The 24,841-nt window shown below is 54.2% G+C and carries 22 protein-coding genes; 13 read left to right on the forward strand and 9 right to left on the reverse strand.

All coding sequences use genetic code 11. The annotated features are described in order from the left end of the window. Positions 1 to 207 precede the first annotated feature (207 nt). The 3 genes from ASF69_RS23260 to ASF69_RS13855 form a co-directional block, all read right to left on the reverse strand. Positions 208 to 810: a hypothetical protein gene (locus tag ASF69_RS23260; RefSeq protein ID WP_244475477.1), complete on the reverse strand. Its 603-nt coding sequence runs from the start codon at positions 808 to 810 to the stop codon at positions 208 to 210. A 358-nt stretch (positions 811 to 1,168) separates the two neighbouring features. Next, positions 1,169 to 1,852, reverse strand: a complete 684-nt coding sequence (locus tag ASF69_RS23095; RefSeq protein WP_156462068.1) for a recombinase family protein — start codon at positions 1,850 to 1,852, stop codon at positions 1,169 to 1,171. A gap of 76 nt (positions 1,853 to 1,928) precedes the next feature. Further along, positions 1,929 to 2,456: a hypothetical protein gene (locus ASF69_RS13855; protein ID WP_062588453.1), complete on the reverse strand. Its 528-nt coding sequence runs from the start codon at positions 2,454 to 2,456 to the stop codon at positions 1,929 to 1,931. Positions 2,457 to 3,434: 978 nt separating this feature from the next. Between ASF69_RS13855 and ASF69_RS13865 the strand changes: the two genes are divergently transcribed. Then, positions 3,435 to 3,896: a hypothetical protein gene (locus ASF69_RS13865; RefSeq protein WP_062588457.1), complete on the forward strand. Its 462-nt coding sequence runs from the start codon at positions 3,435 to 3,437 to the stop codon at positions 3,894 to 3,896. 753 nt (positions 3,897 to 4,649) lie between these two features. Here the strand turns inward: ASF69_RS13865 and ASF69_RS13870 are convergent. Beyond that, on the reverse strand, positions 4,650 to 6,323 hold the full coding sequence (locus ASF69_RS13870) for an ATP-binding protein (protein ID WP_062588459.1): 1,674 nt from the start codon (positions 6,321 to 6,323) through the stop codon (positions 4,650 to 4,652). 698 nt (positions 6,324 to 7,021) lie between these two features. On the opposite strand from ASF69_RS13870, the gene ASF69_RS13875 reads away from it, so the two are divergent. After that, the gene (locus ASF69_RS13875) at positions 7,022 to 7,357 is read left to right on the forward strand and encodes a hypothetical protein (protein WP_062588461.1); all 336 of its coding nucleotides are present in this window, start codon (positions 7,022 to 7,024) and stop codon (positions 7,355 to 7,357) included. 536 nt (positions 7,358 to 7,893) lie between these two features. Beyond that, positions 7,894 to 8,985, forward strand: coding sequence for a glycosyltransferase family 4 protein (locus ASF69_RS13880; RefSeq protein WP_162238080.1), 1,092 nt, complete (start codon positions 7,894 to 7,896; stop codon positions 8,983 to 8,985). A 440-nt stretch (positions 8,986 to 9,425) separates the two neighbouring features. Here the strand turns inward: ASF69_RS13880 and ASF69_RS13885 are convergent, their stop codons facing one another. Beyond that, positions 9,426 to 9,809: a response regulator gene (locus ASF69_RS13885; protein ID WP_062588466.1), complete on the reverse strand. Its 384-nt coding sequence runs from the start codon at positions 9,807 to 9,809 to the stop codon at positions 9,426 to 9,428. 69 nt (positions 9,810 to 9,878) lie between these two features. Continuing rightward, the gene (locus tag ASF69_RS13890; RefSeq protein ID WP_348271379.1) at positions 9,879 to 10,547 is read right to left on the reverse strand and encodes a response regulator transcription factor; all 669 of its coding nucleotides are present in this window, start codon (positions 10,545 to 10,547) and stop codon (positions 9,879 to 9,881) included. A 90-nt stretch (positions 10,548 to 10,637) separates the two neighbouring features. Between ASF69_RS13890 and ASF69_RS13895 the strand changes: the two genes are divergently transcribed. Continuing rightward, positions 10,638 to 12,782, forward strand: coding sequence for a PAS domain-containing sensor histidine kinase (locus tag ASF69_RS13895; RefSeq protein ID WP_156462069.1), 2,145 nt, complete (start codon positions 10,638 to 10,640; stop codon positions 12,780 to 12,782). 100 nt (positions 12,783 to 12,882) lie between these two features. Here the strand turns inward: ASF69_RS13895 and ASF69_RS13900 are convergent, their stop codons facing one another. Then, positions 12,883 to 13,917, reverse strand: a complete 1,035-nt coding sequence (locus ASF69_RS13900) for a glutamine synthetase beta-grasp domain-containing protein (protein WP_062588471.1) — start codon at positions 13,915 to 13,917, stop codon at positions 12,883 to 12,885. Between the two features lie 366 nt (positions 13,918 to 14,283). On the opposite strand from ASF69_RS13900, the gene ASF69_RS13910 reads away from it, so the two are divergent. The 3 genes from ASF69_RS13910 (at position 14,284) to ASF69_RS13925 (ending at position 18,056) form a co-directional block, all read left to right on the forward strand. Further along, positions 14,284 to 15,435 (forward strand): esterase-like activity of phytase family protein, encoded by a 1,152-nt coding sequence (locus tag ASF69_RS13910; protein ID WP_062588475.1) that lies wholly within the window; start codon positions 14,284 to 14,286, stop codon positions 15,433 to 15,435. A gap of 666 nt (positions 15,436 to 16,101) precedes the next feature. Next, the gene (def, locus tag ASF69_RS13920; RefSeq protein ID WP_062588479.1) at positions 16,102 to 16,566 is read left to right on the forward strand and encodes a peptide deformylase; all 465 of its coding nucleotides are present in this window, start codon (positions 16,102 to 16,104) and stop codon (positions 16,564 to 16,566) included. 137 nt (positions 16,567 to 16,703) lie between these two features. Continuing rightward, complete coding sequence (locus ASF69_RS13925) at positions 16,704 to 18,056, forward strand: MFS transporter (RefSeq protein WP_244475478.1); 1,353 nt, start codon at positions 16,704 to 16,706, stop codon at positions 18,054 to 18,056. 40 nt (positions 18,057 to 18,096) lie between these two features. Here the strand turns inward: ASF69_RS13925 and ASF69_RS13930 are convergent, their stop codons facing one another. Further along, on the reverse strand, positions 18,097 to 19,266 hold the full coding sequence (locus ASF69_RS13930) for a cytochrome P450 (RefSeq protein ID WP_062588481.1): 1,170 nt from the start codon (positions 19,264 to 19,266) through the stop codon (positions 18,097 to 18,099). Positions 19,267 to 19,795: 529 nt separating this feature from the next. Here ASF69_RS13930 and ASF69_RS13935 point away from each other — a divergent pair. The 4 genes from ASF69_RS13935 (at position 19,796) to ASF69_RS13950 (ending at position 22,279) form a co-directional block, all read left to right on the forward strand. Then, positions 19,796 to 21,004, forward strand: coding sequence for a cytochrome P450 (locus tag ASF69_RS13935; RefSeq protein WP_156462070.1), 1,209 nt, complete (start codon positions 19,796 to 19,798; stop codon positions 21,002 to 21,004). Between the two features lie 132 nt (positions 21,005 to 21,136). Next, entirely contained in the window at positions 21,137 to 21,382 is a 246-nt protein-coding gene (locus tag ASF69_RS13940) for a DUF1127 domain-containing protein (RefSeq protein ID WP_062588485.1), read from the forward strand. Between the two features lie 17 nt (positions 21,383 to 21,399). Next, positions 21,400 to 21,669: a hypothetical protein gene (locus tag ASF69_RS13945; RefSeq protein ID WP_062588486.1), complete on the forward strand. Its 270-nt coding sequence runs from the start codon at positions 21,400 to 21,402 to the stop codon at positions 21,667 to 21,669. Beyond that, positions 21,623 to 22,279, forward strand: coding sequence for a cytochrome c (locus ASF69_RS13950; protein ID WP_244475479.1), 657 nt, complete (start codon positions 21,623 to 21,625; stop codon positions 22,277 to 22,279). The genes ASF69_RS13945 and ASF69_RS13950 overlap by 47 nt, the downstream gene beginning before the upstream one ends. Before the next feature lie 597 nt (positions 22,280 to 22,876). Here ASF69_RS13950 and ASF69_RS23100 read toward each other — a convergent pair. Further along, positions 22,877 to 23,245, reverse strand: coding sequence for a hypothetical protein (locus ASF69_RS23100; protein WP_156462071.1), 369 nt, complete (start codon positions 23,243 to 23,245; stop codon positions 22,877 to 22,879). 144 nt (positions 23,246 to 23,389) lie between these two features. Here ASF69_RS23100 and ASF69_RS13965 point away from each other — a divergent pair, with 144 nt between their 5' ends. Next, positions 23,390 to 24,070 carry an EAL domain-containing protein gene (locus tag ASF69_RS13965; protein WP_280136386.1) on the forward strand — a complete coding sequence of 227 codons (681 nt, stop codon included), beginning with the start codon at positions 23,390 to 23,392 and terminating at the stop codon, positions 24,068 to 24,070. Positions 24,071 to 24,175: 105 nt separating this feature from the next. After that, the gene (locus ASF69_RS13970) at positions 24,176 to 24,826 is read left to right on the forward strand and encodes a phosphatase PAP2 family protein (protein WP_082469734.1); all 651 of its coding nucleotides are present in this window, start codon (positions 24,176 to 24,178) and stop codon (positions 24,824 to 24,826) included. Positions 24,827 to 24,841 lie beyond the last annotated feature (15 nt).

Here is a 24,841-nt window from a genome sequence, read left to right on the forward strand (position 1 = left end):
TCAGGCTCATAACCTGAAGGCCGCAGGTTCAAATCCTGCCCCCGCAACCAACGAAACTTGTAACAGCTTCCATTCGGCCTCCGCTTCGGTGATTACGGCACTACAGCGTTCAAAATAGGCCAGCTTCTCAGACTGATTATTGAACTCACCCGCCCTGACCCGGCGGGCGAACTCGTTTCTATGATGCTGCGCGAGACCGGCACTATATTACAGGAATGCTTGCATAAACGCACGGATAGCAGCAAGTTGACCGTAAATTGTCAGCTCCGTTGACTTGCCGTCAGAGGTGGGCGAGATGACGACCTTCTGAACAAGCTGCCTCAGGAAGTTAAAATGTCGCTGAACTGTATCATCTTGGCTAGCAGCGGTGCGGATAACTCTGGTGAGCGCACCGATGACAGCGTTATACATCGCCGGATTGATGATGAATGTCTTCGGTGGACCTATCGACTTTCTGGTGGTCGTCGCGAGATTGGCTTCAATTTCATTACGCTGGTTTTGTAGGTCATCGAGCATCTTATTGAATGCTTCGATCTGTGGCTGTCCGTTCATGATACGTTGGGTGATTTGCCCTGCGACCACCTCTTGCCCGTGCGAAATATCGCGTAAGCTAGCGCGCAGCTTACCTTCGTTGCGTTCACGGCTCGCTCCCGCAGCAGCCAGTTGCTTATTGATCTCGTCCTGGATGGGCGGGAATGGCGTGGAGAACCCGCCTCTCCAACTCGTGCCGGCTGATGGTTTTGGAGTTGGGGCAAACGACGCCACCCAGATGTTCGATAGGGAGCTTCTTCTGGCGATTGGTGCAGCCATACCGGTCCTTCGCCATGATGGCGAAGGGACCGCTGCAATGGCTGCACTCAAGCAATCCACTGAGAAGGTAGGACGGTCGATGTGTTCGGTTTAATCTGTTGGTCGTCGTATGGCTGAAACTCGCTTCGACTTCCATCTGGCGTTTCTTAACCTTTGTCCACATCTCGTCGGACACGATCCGCAGCTCAGGCTTCTCGCCGACCACCCACTCGCTTTTATCATTCATCCGCGCTTCACGGTTCTCCGTTTCCGGGTTCTTTCGGAAATTGCGGCGGTTGAATACGAGGCGACCAATATAGGTCTCGTTGTTGAGAATGCCAGCACCACGATCCCGATGACCGCGGATAGCAGTGTCACATTATTTAAGCCCGCGAGGGCCTGGTACGGTCGGCACACGTCCATTGAGTTCGACAGCCAATTCTTTCGGTGACCTTCCGAGCACGTATTGTTCGAAAAGCCATCTGACGATCTCGGCCTGTTCCTCGTCAATCTCCCGTTCGCCGGGAATACGATCGCCTTTGGCGTCATAGACGAGCTTGGCCCTATAGCCATAGGCAATCCCTCCAGCAGCCCGACCTTTCTTGACGGAGGTCTTCATGCCCTCGCGCGTACGGTAACGGGTTTGTTCGATCATGTCGTGACTGATGATCGAGCGAAGACCGAGTTCCATGTCATTAACTGCGGAGCTGTTCTGGACTGTCCAGAGCTCAACACTATGGTGTCGAAGCTGTTTGAGAATGCCGGAGCTGTGTTCCATATCTCGGGAGATGCGGTCGACCGAAACGCAAAGAAGAACGTGAATGTCGCCGCGCTTGATACGGCGCAGGACGTTCTGGATGCCAGGCCGCGACTTCAGTTTCGTCCCGCTGATCGCTCGATCTTCTAAGGTCTCGATAATCGTCCAACCGCGTTCGCGGGCGAATTCGCGGCCCAGCGCCACCTGCGTCTCAATGGATTGCTCATCCTGGCGATCGGTTGAGTAGCGGGCATAGAATAGGACGTTCTTGGTAATGATTGCTCTACGAAGGTCATTGGTAAGCAATACCTAGCGTGAAATTTCGCCGTTCCAAGCCGGCGCGGGAAATTTTGGGCGGGCCGGCTCGGATGTGGTCGTCAGATCAAACAGCTGCGGTACGATAGACGCCTCGCTCGAAAAGCTCTGGCGTTCCGTAGTGTCGGCGCATACCGACCGCATCCACAAGAATGCCGGCACTTTGCTTGCTCTGCAGCAGGTTCAGTACGAAATTCGTTTCGAATACGATCCCGAAATACAGATTGCCAGTTGTGTCGCGCCAAGTTGGATCAATGACCTTAATTTCTTCGTCAACGAGCCATGCATGTTGCATCGGAATTGGCAGTTCGGCGTCCATCGCATAACCTTCGGCGTAACGGATGCCGGTTTCTCCCGCTGCCACTCGTGAGACAAGAACTTGCGTAGCGTTATCGAAGGCCTGCTTCGCAGGACCGCGGGTGAACCAATCGGGATTGGTGTCCGTCGGTTCGAAGGTTCTAGCGTGTTGCAGCAAGGCGGTTGCCGGTACAAAGCCTCGCTCCATCTCTGCGTTCATCTGGATGAACGTGAGGAGTTGTTCGAGGTAGGGATCGGACGTCGTTTCAATGTGATTGAGGTTGAAGGTATCAGTCATGATGATCTCCCTGCGCGGCGCGCATCGTTGTTCTTCGGTATGTCGGAAAAAACGATGACGGGACCGTGTGAGCCGGTATTTACCGTCGAGAGCTCTTGACGCAGGATCGGCTCTCCCTCACGCTCACAACCGCTTGGGACGACACTGTCGTGACTGTTCAAATAATCGATGGTGCGGAAATGGCAAGCGAGATGGCGAGAGCGTTCGCGGTCATCTCGTGGCTTGGTTAACGAAAAGTTTTCAGCGGTTGACCTTGCGTCCAGTCCCCAAAAAAGGGGCCACCAGTGACCTTGCGCAGCCGGCACCGGCAGACCTGAACGTGCCGGCTGCGCAAGGGGCCTGAGGTGACGCTGGCCAAGATCAACAGATTGTTCATTGGCATGAGCGCGCCGAAAAGGACAGTCACGGCCAGGAGGAGAATCGCTTCTGGAGCAGCCGTCCCGGCGTGACGTGCAAAAAGCCGTACCGATAGCCCCGCCCGCGCGGGGCTATTTTTTGACCGGTGTTCGCCGCGTACCCTGTTAACCATACCGGTGCTCTTTGTTCCGGATGTGTTCCAACCGGATTGCCGGATGTAAAACTCCGGGCTATGTCGACAGCGTCAGCAGAAACTGAATATCTGCAGACACTTAACGGCCCCCGCCGATGCGCCAACATCGAACGAGGGCCTAACCCGCAACCTTCTCAAGAAAGGCATTGGGCTATGTGGCCCTTACTTGCTTTGCTTCCGAACGGGAAGCTTCTCTGTCATCTGATCCTGTTGATGAGCGCATTTTGTCACGGTGCAGCTGGTTGCCCCGTCGTTTTCGATGTGCCTGCACTTCGTCGATGAACTGAGCCACTCAACCGATCATCCCATTTCTAGGACCCGGCTTCGTTTGAAGCTGGCTGGCCGCCGGATACGGAAATGATTTCCGGATCGGACGCCGTGGGTTCGAGGTCTGCAGGCTGATCGGCACTGTCAGCAGGAGCAATATAATGACCATCATTCTTTCAGGCGCGTCTTCCGCGCAAGCCTATTCGCATGCCGTCGATCTCGATGCATTACAGTCGCGCTTCGATACCCTCATCGATGAACTGTCTACCCAGCCCTTTTCCGCCTGCGCGCTTTCGGACGCGCTTGCCGGCGGGGTCAATGAAGCTGCGGAAATCCTACGCGCCATCCCTATTCAGGAGGGCAGGCTGCTTGAGCGCGGAATTGGCATCATCGCGGGCCTCAATCCTGACCTTGTTGTTTTGGCGCATAATCTGCGATTACCAGTTACGAAGACCGCCCTTGAACTCGTCGAGAAAAACGATCCGAAGCATTTTCGCTCCCTGACACTCGACGCCGATACCGGTGGACGCAAAGGGGCGGCTGCTCATAGGGTCGGCCAACCTGACCGCCAGTGGGATCGCAGGCAACCTCGAAATCGTCAGCGAGCTCCGAGCAACAGCTGAAGCGAGCGGCGAGCGGAGGATTCTGCGCCAGGCATTAGATTATTTACTCCGCCATCTCGACCAAGGCGATCCAGCGGTAGAGGCGCAGCTAGAATTTCTGCGGCGACGTACCCCTTGGCTAGCGCACGCGCGTTTGGTAGGTGTCCCTGATCTTCAGCTTTAGTTCGGCCTGCTCGCCACGTCTGGACTTGTAGACATAGAGCGACCGGTCAAACTTCAACACCGAGCATGCACACCGGATCGAACCTTCCAGTCCGCTTCTACTGAGTCGACAAGCTTGCGCTTGTGGACAGGCCTCACAGCTTTCATAACAGAACATCCTGGGGCAGGGCCTTGTTCAGTAAAAGATCCGCCACAATCCGCTTCAGCTTGGCATTTCCTCTGCAAGCTGGGGTAATGGCTTCATCTCCAACGGCATCACACACGCGTATTTACGTCATTTGTGCAACGTCGCATCCGAAATGCCTTACGGCACACCTCCCAAATTGGGTTCCATCCGCCGCCTGCTTCAGCACAAATGCAATCTGTGCTTCCGAACCGAGGACCGCGCACCAAAAATTGGACGCCTTAATCTGGTTCCCCTCTTCTTCCATCAGGGATCACGAGCGCAAATGCCAGTTCAACATCGACAAATTTGCCGGTGGTACATCAACGCTTAGAGTTTCCTGAGAACCAGAGATAATTGTTTTGCCAGGCCGTGCCTGCATCACGACCCTGTGGAATAAGCAGGTCTTCGCGATCCCTGTATCTATCTCACGTCCGGATCAATGCCTCTCTGATACCTTCAGCGAGTGCGCTGGTGCTTAACGGCTCCCGTAGCACGTTGAAGCGCAACGCGATTGCAGCGCTGAGCATGTCCTCGTTTCCCGCGTGCGAGATCAACACGACAGATGCGCCTTGGGCCATCGAGGCTATGTCGCATGCTGTATAACGTGGCGGTAGTGACCTGATATCGATAATGATCAAGTCCGGGGTCTGGGTGGACAGCCATTCCTCCATGGCGCCGATATCGAGAAACCCAACCGGTTCGTAGCCAAGCGCTGCAATCTTTTCCTCATGCATCGCAAGGTCGCGTGCATAGGGTTTCAGAAGTGCGACCAGCTGCCCGTTGCCCAAAGTCACTTTCGGCGTTTCGAAGAATTGGTTGATAGGAGTGGGCAATAGTGTCGAATGGGGAAAATACACTTCGAAAGATGTGCCCTTGGCGCAGTCGCTTTCTACATTGATCCGGCCATCCATGGCCGTTACCAGGCCGTGGACAGCGGAGAGCCCGAGGCCCGTACCTCCTGTGGCAGCCTTTGTCGTGAAGAATGGTTCAAAGATATGCGGCAGGGCATCCGGTGATATCCCTGTGCCGTTATCCGCGATACGGACGCGCACATATTTGCCTGGTTGCAACAGTCCGAAGGACAAGGAGTGAACATCCTTGATGACGACAACATCGACATTTATGTCAACCCGGATTTCTCCGCGTGACGCTTCTGCCGCGTTTTTACAGAGGTTCATGACAACCTGTTGGAGTTCAACAGGATGACCGAGAAGTTTGCAATCCTCATCGGGCTCCAGACATGCATTGACCTCCAAGAGAGGCAACGAGGCCGATATCAGCGGTAGGGCGTCCCGGATCGCTTCCACCAGGTTGATCGGGCGCCTTTCCTGCTCCCGGTTTCGACTCAAAGTGAGGATCTGGTTCACAATATATTCTGCTCGTCTGGCAGTAGACATCATTTCCGCAAGATAGGGCTCCACCTGACCGCCCTCCTGCGCGCGCTGCAATGCCATCTCACCATAGCCGAGCAGTGCGCCCAAGATGTTGTTGAACTCATGCGCTATGCCTCCCGCCAACGTACCAACCGCTTGTACGCGTTCCGCATGCCTGAGGCGCCGTTCGAGATCTTCCCTGTTTCTGCGCTTGCAATGGTCAGAAGCCGTCTGGATGAGACCAGACAGAGATGAGCACAGCAGCGAAACTTCATCCTGTCGAAAGGTTCGCCGAGGCTTGGGAAAGGTCAGGAGCATAATGGCAATGCGTCCGAGTGGCGTTAAAACCGCCGCGGCGACAGTCGTTGTTTGGCGGCCAGTGAACGACTTGGAATGTGAATTGGCAATGTCGAGGAAATAGCCGGCAGACTGGTCTTCGGTGGTTTGCGATGCGCTGACCCGTGTCAGGAAGTGTGCTTTGACTTCAGGCGCGAGGGGAGGCGGGAATTGTGCACTCAAATATTCTTCGATCGTTACACCCGTCCGCGGCTCCACGATTTCGACCCTGAGCGCGTCCGCCCCGAAATAGAATGCGAACTCCGAGAGAACTCTTGTTGCAACGACTGTGAATTCGTCCCTGTTCAGGGTCTCGTCAAACGCTTGAGCGAACCTGTGCAGGAGTGACTGTCCATCCAGCAACCGCTTGATGGATGTTGCCTGCCTCATTCCACTGAATGTCAGCCACGAGGCGTAAGCGCACAAACAAAGAGACGCGAAGGCAAAAACCGCACCGGCTAGAGAAAAGCGATCAGTTATGCCCCATGCCCTGCATCCCGCCATTACACCGCCGCAGGACGCAAAATAGGCGAGGAAGAACGCGCCTGATATGCAGACCAATATCCTCAAGGAATTGTCGACAAAGATAAATCGAGTGAGCGTGGTGGGCACAGATGGGAGGGTCGTCATATCTGCTCATGTTGTGAAGGGGAAATCGGGCTGCTGAGGGGCTGATACTGAGCCGAGCAATGCGAGTTGACGCCAAGCTTTGAGGCAAGCGAGCAAATTTGAAGGTACACGCACCTGGAGACGGCCAAATTGATCTGAGGATAGGCAGTCATATTGGTCCGCAACTTGGGTTATCCGCGGTAAGAGGTGGCGAAGTGTCTCGGCATGAAGGCCATCACCAGACTCTGCCTCTCCCCAAGTGCGACATTGTTTCTGTTTTGACGCCCCGCGTTACAAATGAAATTCGCCGCCGCCCGACAAACGCGCCGGGAGCACACGGTTTGTTGCATTTGAAAGCAGATATTGCCGATCTGACACGCATCCGATAATCGGGTCGTCTTTCTAAGAAAATTACATCTCCGACACGCTGCCACGCCTGCCACAGTCGGACCCCGATTGCGGCTATGAGGATCGATCAAATGCCCCAGGTTGAAAGTCTGAAAGCGTCAGCAGCAATAAAATCGGATCCGATGTGCAGTTGCTCAGTCGAGCAGTTCCTGGCGACCATTGATGTAGCAGGCGGGAGAATCCTGCTGACGTCCGACGAATTGGAAAGTCTGGAGACCGACCCCAGCTTTACGAAAGCTTGGCAGCGCGATCTTGTCCGGATTGATGCTGGTGGAGAGTGGTGTGAAGGGGGAATTGTTTACCTGACCAAGTCTGGACGTTCATTATTAAAGGCGTCCCGCCCGTCCATGCCTGACGAAAGTATTGTCACAAGGCTTCTGCGCTGGTGCGCAAACCTTTCACGATAAGTATTCCCCGCGTTTCATTTTAAGTCCGGGACAACCGGAGTGGCAACTCGGGCCGCCGGCTCGATTGCTGAGATTACCTGGGCCAAATAAGCGACGTTCAGCATTTTTGCTCCCAGCCATTTCGGCTCGTTGCAGATGTAATTCTATTTCGCTTCTCGTTCACATTACGCTTTTGCAGGCCGTCCAGAGGTTCGTCATCGCAATGATGGAGACCGGACGTTGATGCCAATCGAGTTAACCGCAAAGCCGAGGTTACCACGTCTACGTGGCCCCGTGATCCCATCCAGATCTACGGGAAGGCACACCCTGTGCCCTAGGCGGTAACGCCCACAGTGATGCCACTGGCGGCCCCGATCCGTCCGCAGGCTTCGGCCGATTGATGCGACCAAGTTGGGAGCCAAACCTCATATAATCCCGAGAACGCGAGAAGAACCATGACTGGTCCCCTCACTATTCTAGCTCCGGTCCGTTACCCCTCCCTCTTCAACAGCCCAAGAACGTCTCGTCATCACATTCTCCGGCGTCGATTTCTGCCGATGAATTACCTGTCGCCGAAAGTTGAAGGCGTGACGGTATTCCCCCCAAGTTTGCTCGACAGGATCGATCTCATTCATGGATTCAACCGGATTCCACTCAATCCCAAGCCCTTTGTCATAGGATTTGAGTCACATCTTCCCAGAGGTTTCGGAATTGAAAACTCATTCTTCTTTACGTTCATGCGAAACCAGTTGTTGAATGAGCGGTGCAGGGCCATCGTCGGAATTTCCGAATATGCAAAACGCACCTTTCTCGCGCAACATGAGGGGACATCTGCATATCATGAACTTGCGGCAAAGCTGGTTGTCCGCATGCCCTCCGTCGTATTGCCAAAGGATCCGCCAGCGAAAAAACAGACTTTGCCACCAATTCGTCTGCTGTTTGTTGGAAACCACTTTGCGAGAAAGGGTGGTTGCGTGGCTCTGCGTCTTGCCCAGTTGTCGCTGGATGCAGGGCTGCCATTGGAAATTGAAATCATCTCCAAGCTGGAAATTGGTCGCGTCTCGTGGACAGATCCACTGGATGAGAGTTTTTTCGATCGGTATCGACCACTTCTCAATTTGCCCAATGTCCGATGTTGGGGAGAGCTGCCCAATCAGCAGGTGATCGAAAAAATCCGTCAATCCCATTTCCTTCTGCTCCCGACCTTTGGAGACAGCTTCGGTTACAGCGCGATCGAGTCTCTCATCAACGGCACCCCTGTCATCGCTACCCGACAATGTGCACTGCCGGAATTTATAAGGGATGGCGTCAATGGCATCATGCTTGACCTGCCTTTGAGCGATAAAGGCGAATGGATACATTTGAACAGTCCAGATCGCGGGTCAAAAACATTCGAGAAAATCCATGCGCAGGAGGTGGATCGGCTGGCAGAAGAGACGCTTCGTCGTCTGGAGGAAATGTTGAATTCTCCGACCTCTTTCGATGCGATGGCACTGAACGCGCATGAAACCGCGGTCCAGAGATTTGACTCTCGACTGCATGATACGTTTTGGGATGATCTTTATGAAACGGCGGTTTTGCAGCCTGTGGAGGCGTATGCCCCGGACGGTGTACGTCAGGCCTACCCAATCGACCATTTTGAGACTTGACGGAGCAAGCTGCCAGGGCGACGAGACCAGCAATCTCGTCACCCCCAGTGGCGTCGGACCTGATTAGCTTGGACCAGAGCTGAGCTACAGCCGAAACGAATTTCTATAAATTTTGAAACAATGGCGAGGTTTGGGCGACCGATCATGCTGCCTTCAGTCTGATATCACCCCACCTCACCATTGGAGTCTAGAATGAAGACACTGTTTCAAACGATGGCAGTCCTGGCTGCCCTCATTGTGCCGGCCAATGCTTTTGAACCTATTCCGTTCAGCCTTACATTTCCAACCCAGCCCCGGTCAAAGGTGTCCGCCATTCCAGGTGGTAAAGTTTCGAGGCTGAACAGATCGAACTCGAACGCCGCTTCCGACAACTCGAAAAAGTCGGGTCAGACACAAAATCCTGCTCGACATGAGAAACATTCGCGGTGACGCGCCGCCGACTAGCAGAGCAGGTTGCCTAACACGGATTGCACAGCGTCGATCAAGGCCTGGCCACTGAAGGGCTTGTATAGCAATACGAAGCCACCACATTCAGACACCCGTTTGACCAAGGAAGCATCGGACTTTGCAGTGACGAAAATCACCGCGGTTTCGCAGCCATCGTCGTTCATTTTCTGTTTCATCTCGATGCCTGACATTCCCGGCATGTGAATGTCGGAGATTACGCAGGCCGGGTTCAGGCCTGTGCGGGCTTCCAGAAATTCTGTAGCTGTTGCAAACCCTGCTGTCTCGTATCCAAGGGACCTCATCAAGCCTTCCGTTGCTGTGCGAAAGGAATTGTCATCATCTACGATGGCGATGAGCACGTTGCTGTGCTTCGGCATTGCGATTACCCTTGTGGAAAGATACTGGTACGTATCCTACCTCATCGCATAAACGGGCCTGTCACGAAATCATACGGTGGTGTTAGTGCTTCGTTTTGGATCGCGTTCCTGCAAGGCATCGGCCATACGCACCAGATCAGGGACCGTGCGGGCACCCATCTTCCGCATTGCAGCGCCACGATGGATTTTGACTGTAACCTCGCTGATACCCAGATCTCCTGCGATCTGTTTGTTCAGCAAACCCCTTGTCACCATCAACATCACTTGCTGTTCTCGACTGGAGAGCGTTTGAAAGCGCGCTTCGGTCTCGGCGGTCTGTCCATGCTCCGCGCGCCTCTTTCGATCAAGCTTGAGTGCTGAAGCGATTGCATCCAGCATATCCTGATCGCGAAATGGCTTTGTCAGAAAGTCCACAGCACCAGCTTTCATACCGCGGACCGACATCGGAATATCACCGTGACCCGTCATCAGGATAACTGGAATGAAAATGCCACGGGCGTTCAACTGATCCTGAAAATCGAGCCCACTCGTCCCTTGCAATCGGATATCGAGCACCAGACATCCTTCAGTATCCGAACGACTGGCTGCCAGGAAAGCCTCAGTCGACACATACATCGCAGTCGTAAAGCCGACAGACCGAAACAGGCTGTCCAAAGCAGACCTGAGAGATTCATCGTCATCGATGACGTGAATGATGGGGGGCTGGGGCTTCACGTGTTCCCTCTTGCAAAAACACACATTGCTTTACTTAAAAGCGTTTCCCCTTCATGCCAAAAAAGTAGACATTGTGAAAGTCGTTTTGTGCGCGAGCTTTTTAAAGGATGAATCGTGAGCCCTTTGCCTGAGCAAATCGGTTTGATGGACTTGAAGCCAAGCTCCCCGGAAGCGTTAAGCAGGCTTCTCACGGCGATGGGTGCACTCGTGGTGGAGGTCGATGCATCCTCCGCCATGGCTGTGTTGACCACGCTCCAAAAGGAGGGGGTTTCAGATCTCGCAAACCATCTTCAACGTCATGATGACGTCGTCCGTCAGATCATGCGGGACACAACATGGGCGGTTCAGGTTTCAGATCATGCGGCATCAGGGATCGGTGTTCTTTGGCCAGAAGAGAGCGCGAGCAGTTTCATTGATCTGGTCGTCTCGTCCTTTTTGGGCGAGGGCGAGTGGCGTGGCGAGTGCCGGATGCGCCATGACAACGGTAGTGTCTATCATGCTCAACTGACGTCGGTCATAATCCATCGATCGGAAACAGACCTTCGTCTTCTTCTCGCACTAAAGGATATTTCCGCCGAAAAAGAAGAATTTGACCGGCTCACTGCGAGTGAGCGCCGCTTCAGACAGCTTTTCGATTACATGCCGATCGCATTGACGGAGGTCGATGCCAGCCGTCTTGTCGATATATTCCGTAGCCTTCGTGAGCAGGGCGTAGAAGATCTTTCTTCATATATTGACGCCAATCCCGGCTTCATGGCCGACGTGATGAACGCGATGCATGTTGAGGAAGTCAATCACTACAATGTCGCGATGTTCGGGGCAGAATCTCAAGAGGCGATGAAGGGGCCGATAACGCGGTACTGGCAAGCCGGGATAGCAACGCTTAGACGGTCTATCGAGGCGAGATATCGGGGTGAGAACTTCTTCCAGGAGGAAGGTCAAGTTTGCCGTATGGATGGAACGGTCATCGACGTTCTCTATGCGGCGGCGCGACACGGATCCAGTCCTGACAAGAGTCTTGTGGCTTTCATTGATATTTCGGATCGTAAGAAAGCCGCAGAAGCACTGCGCCGGAGCGAACGACGTTATCAGGACCTTTTCCAGCATGTGCCGGTTCCGGTGTTGCAGGTGAATGCCAGCGGGCTCCTTGCGCTTCTCGCAGAGCTGAAGGAGCAGGGGGTAGACGATCTCGAAGCCTATATCGCCGGGAACCCGCAGTTCCTGTGGGCTGCGATGCAAAGCACAGTGATAGAGGAGGCAAATTACGCTGCGATAAAAGTTCTTGGAGTCACCAACGCGGATGAGTTGAAAGGTCCGATCACGCCGCTGTGGCGCAACCATCCCGAAATCTATTCCCGTCTGCTCAAACATCGTTATCTCGACAATACGACCTATGAGGAGGAGGTTACGATCACCGCCTACGATGGCAGAGTAAGGGAGGGATCGTTGACGGTCACATTCCCTCCTGAGGTGGGCGACAATGGACTAACAATTAATGCCTTCGTAGACACGACGGACAGGAAATTGGCGGAACAGAAGCTGAGGCAAATCGAGGCAGATTACGCACACGCAGCCCGGATTTCCATGCTGGGAGAATTGACGGCGTCTATCGCCCATGAGGTCAATCAGCCGCTTGCAGCAATCACCACCTATGGCGAAGCCGGGTTGCGCTGGCTAGGAAGACCGGAACCTGAGCTTTCCGAGGTCAAGGAAATCGTGGAGCGAATCGTCGCGGATGCCCAGCGTGCCGCTAGCGTTATATCCCGAGTGCGAAACCTCGCGCTAAGGCGGGCAACAAGCGAACAGGTTCTGCCGCTCGATGATGTGGTTGCCGAAGCACTGTCATTTTTAAAGCACGAGTGCCATACGCATCAGGTTCGTGTAACGCATCTGCCGGCACTGGGCCGCACGGATGTTGTTGTGGATCGCACGCAGTTGCAGCAGGTCGTCGTCAATCTTACCGTCAACTCAATTCAGGCGATGGCCTCGGTCAGCAAAAATCGGCGTCAAATCTCTATTCAGACGGTAGCTGACGGTATCAAGGTGCGGTGCATAGTCGATGATTCCGGGCCGGGTATCATGGATGCAGAGGCTGAGAACCTGTTCCAGAGCTTTGTTACGACCAAGGAAAACGGTATGGGAATGGGCCTGGCCATATGTCGCTCCATTGTGGAAGCGCATGGCGGACGCATCCATGCAAGCGCAGACAGCGCGCTCGGTGGGGCGCGCTTTATTTTCGAGCTACCAGCCGCGCCATGACGGTTGGTTGTTGAGAGGCAGGTCGCCAGAATGCCATGCCTCTCAACCTGTTTTACGTGCTCAGGCCCATGCTGGGCGATCTACAGTTCTTCGCAACTGCTCACGCCGCAACGGATGACATGGTCGGGACCTGGGAGATTGTCTTGAGAATTTGCGACGCGATCTGGTAGGGATCGCCCTGGCTGTTCGGTCGGCGATCCTCGAGATAGCCCTTGTAATCGCTCGTAACGAATGAATGCGGAACGCGGACAGACGCGCCGCGATCAGCGATCCCGTAGGAGAACTCGTTCCAAGGGGCCGTCTCGTGTTTGCCGGTGAGGCGTTTGTCGTTGTCGGGACCATAGACGTTGATGTGGTCCATCACATTTGCGTTGAACTGCGCCATGAGCGCTTCGAAGTAGTCTTTGCCTCCGACGTCGCGCATGAATTTGGTAGAGAAGTTGCAATGCATTCCAGAGCCGTTCCAGTCGGTGTCGCCCAGCGGCTTGCAGTGGAACTCGACGTCGATGCCGTATGTTTCGGTGAGACGCTGCAGCAAGTAGCGAGCCATCCAGATCTGGTCTGCGGCCCGCTTTGAGCCCTTCCCAAAAATCTGGAACTCCCACTGGCCCTTGGCCACTTCCGCATTGATGCCCTCGTGATTGAGACCGGCGGCCAGGCACAGATCGAGGTGCTCCTCGACAATCTTGCGTGCGATGGAGCCCACATTCTTATGGCCGACCCCGGTATAGTACGGGCCCTGCGGGGCGGGATAACCCGACTCGGGAAAGCCGAGCGGCCGTCCATCCTTGTAGAAAAAGTATTCCTGCTCAAAGCCGAACCAGGCATCTTCATCGTCAAGGATGGTGGCTCTCTTATTGGACTCATGCGGCGTCACTCCGTCCGGCAGCATGACTTCGCACATGACAAGAATGCCGTTGATGCGCGCGGGGTCAGGATACATGGCGACGGGCTTGAGCACGCAATCGGAATTGCTCCCTTCTGCCTGCATGGTCGAGCTACCATCGAAGCCCCACAGCGGCAGTTCCTCAAGTGTGGGCATTGTCTGGAAATCTTTGATTTTTGTCTTGCCGCGCAGGTTCGGTACCGGTGTGTAGCCGTCCAGCCATATATATTCGAGCTTGTATTTCGTCATAAGGATCTCCTGTTTTGAAGAGCCTTTATTTGAGGACTGGATGCTTCAAATCGATTTCCCGCTTAACCGTCAAAGTTTCAGACTTAACGTTCAGCCAGCCATGCATTGGAGTTGGCAATTTCATTTGAAGTCCGCCCACTAAAACCTGAAATCCGTCGATGCGATTTGTACCCGAAGCTCCCGACGTGGCCAGGTCACTCCAGGTCAAAAAGATGCGCATAACAGGCAGGACTGTCCCGCATCTTGATTGCACAACCAAAACCAGAGCGGATCGCAGCCGTTGCCGGACGGAAGGCTATTTGCGCAAACGACCCTGACCATGAAGGCTACGCGCGACGACCGCTATTCACACAGATAGGATCTTTGATGAGTAAGCGTTTATTTGCCACGGTGGCATTCACCTTTCTGCTTGGCACTACAACCTACGCGAATGCCGAGGTGAAGCCTGTGGAAACCACATGCCCGTTTGGAGATTGCGATGCGGCTATTTCCTTCTCCTATCTTGGAGAAGTCATCATCCCGACGGGAACCATGGAGAATGGACTGGAATTCGGCGGTATTTCGGGCCTGGATTTCGACCCGTCCAGTGGTCGCTACATCGCTATCAGCGATGATCGTTCCGACAAGGGACCTGCCCGCTTTTACGAGCTTGATATAGACGTGAGCGCTAACGGTTTAAAAAGCGTCAAAGTGGTCAAGCGGGTGACCCTACTGGACGCTGACGGGGAAGCCTTTCCAAAAAACGCTGTAGATCCGGAGGCCATTCGTGTCGGCAAGGAAGGGATTTACTGGTCTAGCGAAGGCGGTGGAGATCCGCTGATCGCGCCGTCGGTTCACGTCGCCTCGTCCGACGGCAAATCCATTCGAGAATTGTGGTTGCCGGGGGAATTCGCGCCCACTGCCAACAAGACGAGCGGTGTTCGCGAGAACCTGTCATTTGAAAATCTCGCGTTTGCTCCATCCGGTGCCGTGTTTGTCGCGGTCGAGGCAGCCCTCTATCAGGATGGAGACAAGCCTGGGCTTACCAATGGTAGTCTTGCCCGGATCATCAGTTACGACAGCACCACGGGCGAGCCTGGAAAACAATACGTCTATCCGGTTTCACCAATTCCTCAAGCCGCTAGCAAGGCTGACGGGGCAAATGACAATGGCATGTCTGACATGCTTGCACTTGATGATCGCCACATGCTTGTCGTTGAACGCAACTTCGCTCAAGGTTTTGGAAACAACATCAAGTTGTTCATGGTCGATCTCGAGGGTGCGACCGATGTCTCGAACATTGCCTCACTGGCCCGCACTGGGGAGCGCGTTGTTCCTGCTCGCAAGAGCCAGGTGCTCGACTTGCGCGCTATCGGCTTGACGCCAGATAATATCGAGGCAATTTCCCTCGGCAAAGCCAGGGACGGGACAGATGTTCTCATTCTTGCGGCGGACAACAATTTCTCGGATCGTCAGAAAACGCAGTTCTACGCCTTTAAAATTGGAGGTCGGTGGACGGCTCCCGGCAGCGCCCGATAATTGAATAAGCTGCGCTCCGCTTAAAACGCCTGGCAAGCAAAACGCAGCCCTTGAAGTCGGATGTGGACGTCAAGGGCTGCAATTTCGTAATGGTGTAAGCACTTTACTTGTAGGCAGTATTGCCGGATCTCCGAAGTCCTCAAAGTGATGTCGCGATCCCTAAGTTGTGCAGTATGCAAATGCCGACTGCGACCATTTATTTTGTGTATCCTCGACGGCCAAAGCGCACGATGTTTTCGATGTCACACCGGCCGATTCCGATGTCATTGAGCAAGTAATCGTCCAGCTCTTCCAGACGGTTCATGGCCGCTCTCAGCCTTCTTTTGCGCATGAGTGTCGTGATAAGATCGCGCAATCGCAATACGGATAGGTGTTGAGTTATCATCATGCTCTCCATAAATGCCTTCAGAAAAGTCCAGACGCCTAAAAGACGTGCAATGGACGATGATTATTTGGGCATTTAAGGCTAATGCGACGTTTCACACCTGATGATCTTGATTACAGTTGTAGGCGGCTGATCCGGCGGCAACTATAGATTCTCAAAAGAGCTGATGGCATTTCAGCTGAAGTCTCATCGCAGATTTCTAAAATCAATCGGTGCGAATTATCACCCACATTCCCGGTCTTTGCGTGATCAGCCATCGCGAGTGACAAGGAGTGCGCCGCTTGACCGTTCGGAAAATTGTTTCATCTCTCAATCGGATGCTCAGGCAACGGTCTCAGCCCGTGTCGCTGGAGGATCGGACGATTGGCGCGCTGGTCAAGGATATGCTTGATACGATGTACGCCGCAGGGGGCGTAGGGCTCGCTGCCGTTCAGATAGGGGTTCTCAAGCAAGTTATCGTAGTTGACCTTCCCGGCGGAGACCCGCTCGGTCCACAAATTTTCATCAATCCGGAGATCATTGAAGCAAGCGGGGAGCAGGCTGTTTTCCGCGAAGGTTGCCTGTCACTTCCGGGCGTGATGGTGAATGTGAAGCGCCCGACACATGTTCACGTCCGGTACCGATCCCTCGATGGCAGGGCCTGTGAGATAATGGCTCATGGTTTGCTGGCAATTTGTCTGCAGCATGAGATCGACCATCTCAATGGCGTACTCATCACTGATCATGTCTCGCCAGAAGAGTTCTGACACGGGCGGAGCAGCATGTTACAGTTGAAATGACTTTAGCGCCGATTAATCCAAGAAATCGCGGGCGGCTGCTTGAATTTGGATTTCCCGTTGCGTATCGGGCAACTAGATTGTGCTGATGTTTTCAGGGGGCGCCCATGGCAAGTAGTGTTACACGGCTTCCTCGTCTTCTGGCGCTTTCCGGGATTGGTGGCGCACTGGAGTTTTTCGACTTCGTCATCTTTCTCTTTCTTGCCCCCGTTATCAGCAAGAATTTCTTCCCGCCGGACACTCCGGAATGGTTGGCGGACGTTCATGTGCTCGGCATTTTTGCCGCTGGGTACGTCTTTCGCCCGCTGGGTGGTCTCATCATGGCCCATTTTGGAGACCGCTCCGGCCGTAAGCAGGTTTTCCTTTTTTCGATCCTGCTCATGGCTTTTGCGACAACTGGTATCGCGTTGATCCCGAGTTATTCGACGGCCGGTTGGCTGGCGCCACTCCTTCTGGTGTTACTGCGCATGATGCAGGGCGTCGCAATTGGAGGCGAAGCTCCCGGTGCCTGGACATTCGTCGCGGAACACGTTGCTCCTCGTCATCTCGCGCTGGCTTGCAGCTTCATGAGTTCATCTCTCATTGCCGGTGTCTTGATGGCTTCTCTGGTCACGATGGCGGTGCACAGTTACTTCTCTCCCGCCGCCATGCTTGACTATGGCTGGCGTGTCCCGTTTGTCGTGGCAGGGGTTCTGGGGCTGTTGGGCGCCATCTTGCGGCGGTGGCTCAGCGAAACACCCGTGTTCCTAAGGGCTAGAGAGCAGCGTGCCGCTGCAAAGCGGCTGCCGATTCTGGTCGTGTTGCGCAGTCACTGGGAGGCGCTTTCGATTTCGGTGGTTGCGACATGGATCCTGTCGGCTGTCGTGATTGTCACGACACTTATGACGCCGCTGATCCTTCAAAAGCAGTACCATTTCGATCCCCAGTCGGCACTTGCGATTTCAGCCTTCGGATCGCCGTTTGTTTGTGTGGGGGGGCATTTGCGCGGGCTATATGGCAGACAGGGTTGGCCTCGGTCGATATTTCATGTTTGCCAGTCTTCCTTTTGCGACGGCCAATTTCCTGTTCTATTCCTATGTGGATCCTGCAAGCGGCAATGTGTATCTGCTGTACGGTCTGTCGTCTTTTTTCAATGGCATGGTTGGAGCGATCCCATGCTTCATGGTTCGGGCATTTCCGAGCAGTGTCCGTTTCACTGGCATCTCGCTGGCGTACAACGTGACATTCGCAGTCTTTGGCGGGCTTACACCAGTCGTGATCGGTGCGCTTCTCCCGACCTCGCCCCTGTCCCACATGTATTATCTGCTTGCGGTCGCCGTCGGCATTTTCCTGTTGGGCGCTTATGTAACCGTGAGGCCATCGGCTGTGCGATACAGATCGGCTCGCGACGAAGGTTTGGCGATTTAGCGCTTTCAAGTTGCGCATCCTCGAAACTGCGCAGACATTTAACGCTTGCGTAAAGCGCGCAATCGCCGCGCGCCGATGATTTTTGGTTGGTTCTCAGACGGGCCAGCTGACACAGAAATGGCTCGGCATGCGAACAAAGATATGGCCGTTGAAAACTGGTATGTCTTCCAGCCGCAGCTTCGGCAGTCTTCGTGTGAAAACCGATAGACACTCTTCCAGCTCGATTCGTGCCAGATGATCAGCGGCGCATCGATGTGACCCGGCACCAAATGCGAGATGGTCTCGCGCAAGGTCACCGCGGTGAATGTCGAATGTATCAGGATGCTGGTAGACTGTTTCGTCTCTCAACGCCGATATTGTCGATAAGATCAGCAGCGTATGTGCCGGGATTATGTGCCCGTGCAACTCGATTTCGTCCGCAGTCGCGCGTACCATTCCGGCAATTCCGGGCTGATAACGCATCGCTTCGCTCACAGCTGCGGCCACAAGACTTTGATCCTCACAAACCGCATTCCATTGGCTTTTATGAAGCAAAAGAAGAGATGTCTGTGCGACGATAGCGGCCCGCACGGACTCGTTTCCCCCTATGATGAGTTGAATGATCTGGATAGCTGCTTCCACAGGGCTCACGCCCGCATCCTCTGCCGCTTCCCTGATAGCATCCATGAAACCTGCGCCGGTGTGCGTCTGGGCCATTTTTCGCATCAGGTAATCGCGAAGGAACGTTGCCGCCTCAGCCGATTTTGCGATGTCGGCAACCGTCGAGGCGGGACTGAAGAACCGGCTCAACTCACCCACATGCGAAACGAATACGGCACGCTCTTCCTGAGGAACGCCGAGGATACCTGCCAGAGCAAGAACGGTAACCTTGTCGGCAAACTGGCTGACGAATTCAGCGGTTCCCTGTGCGTAGACAGTATCGATCAAGTCTTCTGTCGCGTTTCGGACACTAGTACGCAGTTCCTTTGTCAAAACGGTTGAAAGAGCGCGGGACATGATGGACCTGCGTCTTTCGTGAGGCGCGCCGTTTGCCGTCAACATGCCAAGGCTGAAAAACTCATGCAGGATCCCCTCGGTAACACCTCTGGATTCAGGTATCGCAGCTTCTGTTGCGACAATGCGTGGGTCTGAACTCAGCTGAACGACATCGGCATGGCGAAGAACGAATAGACCGCCCCCCTCGTACTCCACAATAGGGCTCTTCGAGCGCCAGCGTTTGAAAGCAGCCTGGGGATTGGCGTCAAGCTCTGCGATCGTCAGCATAATGTCTCCTACTCGTAAGATATGCCGTTTGGCACCAAAAATATTTGTATCGATATTATCGAATATATCAAATATGTCGAGTTGCATGAGGTTTCAGATGTAACCAAGACAAGCGCATGACGATGTTTCGGGATCGCAGCGGATGGGATGGGCCTGTGCCAACAGACCGTTGCAAAAGGTGTCCCGATGACAATGGTAATCGTGCACCCGTCCATTGAAGCGCAAAAGAAACCGACCGGCTTCAAACATGCCGGACGCGCCTAATGAGCCTCCCTTGCTCGGCTATCCATCAACAGAAAGCGCTGCCCTTCAGCGGAATGGATTGTTACGACAACACGCCAGTGCTGGATATCAAGCCTTATCGTGGGCTTTGCAGGCCCTCGAGGTGATCTAACATTCGCAGTGTAGAGGCAGATACAGACGCTCCTCCAGAGATGCTCATGTCAAATGCAATAGTATTTCGTGGCCATGTAATGAGCGCGTCGGATTGAATGGCAAAAAAGCGGTCTCGTTATCGAAGGAACCGCATTTGACCTACTCATCTCCAGTCGCCAGTCCACCTGTTCTTGGTTTCCGTGAGCTCAACGCCCAACCTCATGAGACATTTGCCGAATATCGCTCCATCGTTCCCTTTTTGAAGAGAGAAGACGGTGCGCATCTCTTATTGAGAGGCCACGATGTTCAGAGGTTCGTGAAGGATCCAAAGACGAAGCAACTAGAGACAGAATTGCTATATGCTCGCGGCATAACAGCAGGTCCGCTCGTCGAGCTCGCAGCGAACAGCATGTTGTTCTCCAACGGCGAGGTACATCGGCGGCGGCGACAGGCAATGGCGAAATGCTTCTCCTTTAGCTTGATGGAACACGTCAGACCGGAGGTTCGAAGGCTCGCACAGGGCATCATCGACAGCCACGCCTATGCTGAAGGATTCAAGCTTCGCGATGATTTTGCCGCTGCAATACCGGCCGTAACCCTTGCTGCCATACTGGGTATTTCCCAATCGGACATTCCATTGTTCACATCGTTGGCCTACCGGGTATCGAAGGTCCTGACCACGTCTTGGGGCGCTGAGGATGTTCCGGAGATGGAAGAGGCCACGCGTCAACTCGTATCCTATTGCGAAGATCTCATGGCCGAACGACGCAGGGAACCACAGGATGATTTTCTTTCCCGATATGTAGCAAGTGTGGATGCGAATGCTGATCTTTCTCCCGCCGAGGCCGTGATGCAACTGGTTTCCGTGGTTCTCGGGGGCACGGATACGACACGCGCCGCGATCGTCATCCAGACAGGACTATTGCTTGAAAGGCCGGATATCTGGAGCGCGATCCAGGAAAACGACAACCTGATTGCGCCAGCGGTCGCCGAATCGTTGCGATTGGAACCGGCCGTCGCATCCATTCCCCGCCTCGTGGTCGAGGATATCGATATAGAAGGCCACATGATCCCAAGGGGAAGCGTGCTGCTTCTGTCTACGATGTCCGCGCTTCGTGACCCACTTCAATTTCCTCATCCGGGCGAGTTTGATCTACACCGCGAACGGCCAAGATGGCATCCTGTCTATGGAGATGGCGAACATCGGTGTCTGGGACAGGCATTAGCGCAGGTCGAACTGGAAGAAGCGCTTCGCGCACTGATCAAATCCAGACGCAGCTTGCGCATGGACAATCAGACCTTACGTGTCTCGGGACATGCCGGCATAAGGCAGGTCGAGGAAATAATCGTCCAGTTTGCATGACAGTGCTGAGATGAAGCCATTCATTCAAAGCGAGCAACGCGTATTTCGTCTGCAACCGATCTGCCTGTTTGGCAATCAACTTAAAATTTTACGCGGCCAGAGTGGCTCAAGTGAACAACTTGGAGAACTCTCATGGCGCTAGATAAATCAATGGACGATGTCGTACTGACGGGCTCCGCTTCGGGTTCCGGTCTCGTCAAGCGATGTGCAAGCCTGCTGCGCAAAACAGCAGACTGGCTTGGCTCGTATCAAGCCACGGCCAGACATAACGAGGAGTTGCGCGCTCTCGATGACCGTCTCCTCCGGGACATAGGAATCAACCGGCAGGACCTGGAATTTATGATTGTGTTTCCGTCCCGGTCGCATCGGGATTTGTGATGGAGAGATGCTTCATCATGTCTCCTGAGCGCCCGGCAAAGCCGATCAGCAATGTCGTTGCTTTCAATGGTTCTCACCAGAGAGAACAAGGGCTCGACAAAGACCGACGCGGATATTTGGCAAATGCGGCGGCAGGCGCGCAGCGGCAGGAGGCGAAGCCCGCTTTCTGGTTGCGCCTGTTCTTATCGTTCAGCGCGGCCTGTTGCCTCGTCTCCGTCATGCCGATCTCTGGCGGTGAGCGTGGGCAAGGCAATCACCTGGATGAAGGTCAGGATGGCGACGTCTGACCAGTTCCCTATGTCCGGCCTCTTGATTCATCCACCGGACAGTGAAACCCGAGCACATGAGGATCCCGTGTATTCAAGAACTTTAAAGGCGCCACGCGTTCCGCTGGCAAGCGTTACGCTTCTCGCATCTCTATGTCTTGGTCCCCTTTGCGCCAGGGCAGAGCCAGACGCTGACCTCATTGCCCGCGGCGCGTATTTGTCTCTGCTCGGCAATTGCGAACATTGTCATACTCCGGGGCACTTCCTGGGGAAGCGAGATGACAGCAAAGCCTTATCCGGTTCTGATGTTGGCTTTTGGGACCCTGTTGCCGGGACCGTCATTGGTCCAAACATCACCCCAGATATCGAAACAGGCATAGGCTCATGGTCGAGTGCTGACCTCAAAAAAGCGCTTACAACAGGTGAGCGGCCGGACGGGCGAATGCTGTCCCCTGTCATGCCCTGGCAGGATCTCGCTCGATTGCATGACGAGGACATTACCGCGCTTGTAGAATATCTCAAGTCGCTCAAACCTGTAAAAAATCAAGTGGTTGGGCCATTAGGGCCGACCGAGCCGGTGCCGGTTTACACGCTTCGTCTGACGCCTCCCGAAACCGGAAGCACACGCTGAGGATGCTGCCTGGAGAGTGTGGCCAAGCGAGATATTTCGCCGCCATCAAACGTTATTCGCGACCCCTAAGGATACTCTCAATGCCAGATTGCCCCAATTCACAAAGAGCGGCGCGGCCATCCCATCTCTATCTGGTGAGCAACGAAGAACCGGAGTGTATGCGAAGAAGCGGGTCTTCCCCCGAGGATCAGTCAATCGGAGGTACGGCCAGAAAAGCTTGCGAAAGCTCAAAAGGGATGAGGTCCGTCGACAGCTCGCGCGGGTTGGTCAATCAGGCCCCGTCTAAGAAGGACGATCGGAGACAGGTCCGGGATCGTGACCGTTTGAACGGTGTTGACGACCTATGGCATTCGGGTGTCCTGCCGATCACTCTCTTGATCGCCATAGGCATAATTCACTTCACGATCTTCTCTGTGATATGGCAGTCGGTGCCGACATATGTCGACTGGCACCCGTAGAGCGAACAAATGCAATTGTAACATTGTGACCATTGCCGGAAACAAGCCCGAAACATCGCGACATCATGTTTTATGCTTCTGAGAATTACCAAGTAGCGAAGTATACAGGGGTAAAAATGGGCTTCGGAAGCAGAATTATTCATCGCCACTTTGCGAGGGCAATATGACGAAGCGCTGCGTCTTGTTCGTCATGATCGATCCACTCGTCGTCTCCGGTCAAATGAGAGGTCTGATGCAGCGGCCATTGGCAGGAGATTTGCATTTCAGCCAAATGCTGGATCCTGATAACGCCAATGCGGATGCCACCGTCACTGGCGAAATCCACATGGCGAAAATGATCATCACTCTCAATATCTATCACGCGCTGGAAGGATATGACTGGAGGAACATCATCCGTGTTGTCGATGGTGCGCCTTGCGGTGCCGACGTGGAATTTGCCTCGTCTGAAGAGGCGAGGAGGTTTCAGATGGCGAATCCCTCTTTCGTTGACGGCGTTCAGCTGTGCCATGCGTAGCCTTCAGGGCTTTGCCGTTTTCAAGAAGCTCCTTGTGAAACGGGAACCACTGGTCAGAGCGGGAATCTCGGTCGATGCGAACCCTTCAGGGGCTGGCTACTGATGCCGCATGATGTTGATTCAACCGTTAAAATTGCCATGGAGCAAGGATTGCTGTCGCTCGTCTATCAGCCAATACGCTGTCTCGAGTCCGGCGAAATCAGTGCTGTTGAGGCGCTGATGAGATTGCGAATGCTTGACGGTGTTGAGGTCCCGCCCCAACAGTTCATACCGGTTGCGGAGAAAACCGGAGGAATTATCCAGCTGGGTTACTGGGCCATCCGCGAGGCCTGTTGCAAGCTCCTGACCAATGCAGATTTGCCTCTCGTCAGCGTCAACGTTTCTCCTGTTCAATTGAGGGAGCCGAGCTTTGCGGACGAAGTCGGGGCCATCCTTTCTGAAGCGGGGATACGTGGCGACCGGCTGGCCTTCGAGATCACCGAAGGACAGAGAGTTGAAGCCAGATCCGTGGAATTGCATTGCATCTGCAGGCTGCAGGCACTTGGTATCGCGATATGGCTAGATGACTTTGGAACTGGTTTTGCGGGCTTGGCCCTGCTTCGCCTTGTTGATTTCGACCTTGTGAAAATCGACCGGTCGTTTCTTTACGCAAGCAGCAGCAGGCGAGGTCACGTGATGTTGCGCAACATCGTTCGGCTCATACAAGACCATGGACCCGAGACTTTGGTCGAAGGAATAGAAAGCGCTTCACATCTGGAGTTGGCCAGGGCGCTCCAAGTGCGCCATGTTCAGGGTTTTCACATCGGTAGGCCAGCCTGAGTTGGCCGATTACTCTCCCACTCTGCACCGCGTTAAGATGGCGCCATAGGGAAGGGGGCTTGGCGATTTATATGCAGCACCTTTGCATCCACAGGACATCAAAGCATGGAAAATCAGACGTCTAGAACCAGGATGCAAACGGTTTGTCTCTCGTTATTCGGCGCAATGATCTGCTTTGTGAGCATGTGGTTTTTCGATCGCGCCACACTCCTCGCTGTACGCGAAATGCCGGAAGCAACGAAACACGTTTTCATGCAACTGTCTTACTGGACAGAGCCATCAAAAGCGCTGACAGCGATGGCAATGGCTGTGGTCCTGACCGCCTTGTCGTCATCGGTGTTCGGATTTCCCCGACCGACACTTTTGAAGTTTTTAGGATTAAGCCTGGTCAGTTGTGTACTTGTTCTTTGTTTTGTTTTGCTTGCGAAGACCTCGATAGGTCGGGCACGGCCGTTGCCGTCTTCAGCTTTTGATCCTTTTGTATTTGCTCCCTTTTCCGGGTCCGAGGCATTTGAGTCTTTCCCGTCTGCTCAAGCAGCAATTGCGGCGGCGATCTGTTACTGTTTCATGTTTCGATACCCATCCTACCGCCCTTTGGCGTTTGCACTGATGGTCTCGGTTGGGCTCTCACGCGTCGTGATCGAGCGACACTGGATAAGTGATGTCGTGGCAGGTTGGTTGATTGGATGGCTAGGCGCTGCGGTAATCTGCGCCATGGTGCAGAATCGATATGCAAAGCCAAAATTGCATCGTTGATCGTAGACATCTCAT

The organism is Rhizobium sp. Leaf311 (genome assembly GCF_001423445.1).
Taxonomy (GTDB): domain Bacteria; phylum Pseudomonadota; class Alphaproteobacteria; order Rhizobiales; family Rhizobiaceae; genus Agrobacterium.